The organism is Bradyrhizobium sp. PRIMUS42 (assembly GCF_023006515.1).
Lineage (GTDB): Bacteria > Pseudomonadota > Alphaproteobacteria > Rhizobiales > Xanthobacteraceae > Bradyrhizobium.
In genome coordinates this window covers 1-223 of record NZ_JALBGZ010001672.1, presented here as the reverse complement: position 1 = coordinate 223, position 223 = coordinate 1, and the positions used below count along the sequence as shown (strand labels likewise).

Genomic DNA, 223 nt, shown 5'->3' with positions numbered 1-223 from the left:
CTTGGCATAGGAAAACTCGACAAAGATCTGCTCGGGACGTTCGCCGAGGATGTTGATCTTCTTGACGCCGGACACGTGCAGGAGGTCCTGACGGATGGTCTCGGCTTGCCTGGCGAGCTCGCGCATCGGCATGCCCTTGGCCTTGAGGGCATAAAGGGCGAAGCTCACGTCGGAATATTCGTCATTGACGAAGGGGCCGAGCACGCCGGAGGGCAGCTTGCGC

At 60.5% G+C, this 223-nt stretch carries 1 protein-coding gene; it reads right to left on the bottom strand.

Annotated features, from left to right (window positions below):
• A partial coding sequence (locus MOV75_RS42225; RefSeq protein ID WP_246933154.1) for a hypothetical protein occupies nt 1–223 on the bottom strand: 223 nt, incomplete at both ends.